We start from the raw sequence: 2,606 nt of genomic DNA, 5'->3' as shown, positions 1-2,606 counted from the left end.
CTTACGCTGTTCCCAAGTTGGCGCCTGGATTCTCGCTCCCCTTAGGCTCCCCAGCTCGGTGATGGGGATGACGAATACCCCGCTCTGCATCTGACGGCAGAACGACGCCTGGCCCACCAATACAGCCAGGAACGACGGGTCGGGATTGCGCGGGGCGGGGCTCGTCCTTATCTTGTCGCTAAGCCGGATCAGGTTTCGCTCCGCCTCCGGGCCCTCGCGTCGCTCAGCGCGACCCCGAACGCGTCCCGTCGTCCATCTGAAAGCTCGACGACGATGTCCACTTCGAGCCTGTCTGCATCCGAGTAGTAGAAAACGAACGGCTCGAACGGCTACGCCATGGTCGATGCACACACATACGTCGTACGGGCAGAGTTCCTTGAAGAGCGTTTCGAAGGCCCGCGTATCAGAAAGCAGCCTCCACGGCGTCGTAGAAAGGGGCGAAGCCGGCAGCGACGGATCGACGAACGCGGAGCGGCCATGCGATTGGGGCCTTAGCGGGGCGTCCCGCCCGGGAAGATCCTCGATGAGGTGCTGTTCTTCGAGGAGGCTCGCATAGGGCTCGATCTGCTGCTGGGGGGGCGACAGAGCCATCGGCTGCGACTCGCTCCTCTCCGAACGCATCGGCAAGCAGAGTCTCGTAGGCTGCCGGCACGCCCGCGTTTCGTGCAAGCGAGAGCGCCAGCCGGCGTGCGAACAAAGGGCTGAGCCCCACTGTGGGACGTGACGCCTCTGCGAATGGCCGAAGACCTGGTGAGGACGAACCGCCCTCGCCGATCCCCCGCCTCGTCCATGCGGCGCCGCATGGCGTTCTGGACGGCAGGCGCATCTTGCCACTCATCAACGATGCGCGGAGGCCTTCCCTCAAGGGAGAGCAATGGATCCATCTCGACCATATTTCGCATGGCAGGGTCGTCAAGGCGAACGATTCTGGCACCGCGGGCCAAGCTCGCCCAGGTCTTGCCGCAGAATTTCACGCCCCTGATCTCGACGGCACTGGATGACTTCGGGTGTCCTTCGATAATGCTGTCAGCACGGTGGGGCTTATACTTGGATTGCGTGAGCATCATAGGCCTTCCTGGGGATCGGGCAAATTCTGCTAGAACGCGGGGAGCAGGATGGGAGATGGAGCCCGCTGCGCTAGCGGAGAGCCGAGAGCGTCTACGGCTCAGTCGATCTCATCCGTAGAAAAAAGCCATAATTGGTTATAATACCCTATGAAAAATAACCATCCTTGGATTTTCCCTTAGCCATATAGACTCCAGGAGATCCCATGGAACGACACCTGATGAAAGAGCTGATGACATGGCAGGCAACAACGCGCAGAAAGCCCATCGTCATCAACGGAGCACGGCAGGTCGGCAAGACATGGCTGCTTAAGGAGTTCGGGCGCAGGTGCTTCGACAACGTTGCCTACGTGAACTTCGATAACAACGAAGCCATGGTCGCCCTCTTTGAAGGCGGCTACGACATCCAGCGCCTGATGCTGGGGATTCAGGCCGAGACGGGAGAGCGTGTGGTTCCGTCACGCACGCTGCTGATATTCGATGAGGTGCAGGAGTGTCCAAAGGCGCTCACGTCTCTGAAGTACTTCCGCGAGAACTTGCCAGAGTTGCACGTGGCCGCAGCTGGCTCACTGCTAGGCCTCACCCTGCACAGCGGCACGGGCTTCCCCGTTGGCAACGTGACGATGCTAAACCTCTACCCTCTTACGTTCGAAGAGTTTCTCGATGCGCGACACGAGGAGAACCTGCGGGAGCTCCTCGTAACCGGAGACGGGGCTGTCGCGTCTGCTTTCTCTGCTCGAGCAATCCCCCTGTTACGAGATTACTACTACGTGGGCGGCATGCCGTCGGCCGTCCTCGCTTTCATGGAGGAAGGCTATTCGGCGGCTCGCAGAGAGCAGGAGCAGATACTGCTCGCGTATCGCCTGGACATGTCCAAGCATATCGATGCGCGCGAGGTCGAGCGCATCCTTGCCGTCTGGGACTCGATTCCCCGACATTTGGGGAAGGAGAACAAGAAGTTCATCTTCGGCCAAATCAGGGAGGGGGCCAGGGCCAGGGACTACCGAAGCGCCATCACCTGGTTGTCTCAGGCAGGGCTCGTCACCGTGGTGCAGCGCGCGTCCAAGCCGGGAATGCCTCTCTCGGCCTATGTCGACGATGCCGCGTTCAAGCTGTTCGTCTTGGATACGGGGCTTTTGGGGGCCATGTCGGGTCTGGGCCAGAAAGCCGTGGTGGAGGGCAGCCGAATCTTCACGGAGTTCAAGGGCTCTCTCACCGAGCAGTACGTGTGCCAGCAGCTGGTGGCGGCAGTGGGCGACAGGCCGTACTACTGGACCTCAGCCAACGGGGCAAGCGAGGTGGATTTTCTGGTTCAAGACGAGCGCGGCACCTTCCCCATCGAAGTAAAGGCCGAGGAGAACCTGAGGTCGAAGAGCCTTCGCGCGTTTTCCGAGCGTTATGAGGGAATGGAGTCCCTGCGGCTCTCCCTGTCGGGCTTCAGGGTCGAAACCTGGCTGCGAAACATCCCCCTCTACGCCATGGCGAATAGAGGCCTGTGGACGACCCCTCACGCTGGTGAAGGGTGATGAGCGAGTCGAGCTT

At 60.7% G+C, this 2,606-nt stretch carries 1 protein-coding gene; it reads left to right on the top strand.

Going from position 1 to position 2,606, the window contains the following annotated elements:
- The first annotated feature begins 1,270 nt into the window (after positions 1–1,270).
- The gene (locus D1643_RS10595; protein ID WP_160710578.1) at positions 1,271–2,590 is read left to right on the top strand and encodes an ATP-binding protein; all 1,320 of its coding nucleotides are present in this window, start codon (positions 1,271–1,273) and stop codon (positions 2,588–2,590) included.
- Positions 2,591–2,606: the final 16 nt, after the last annotated feature.

The organism is Enterorhabdus sp. P55 (genome assembly GCF_009911695.1).
Taxonomy (GTDB): domain Bacteria; phylum Actinomycetota; class Coriobacteriia; order Coriobacteriales; family Eggerthellaceae; genus Enterorhabdus.
This window is presented reverse-complemented; position numbering and strand designations above follow the sequence as displayed.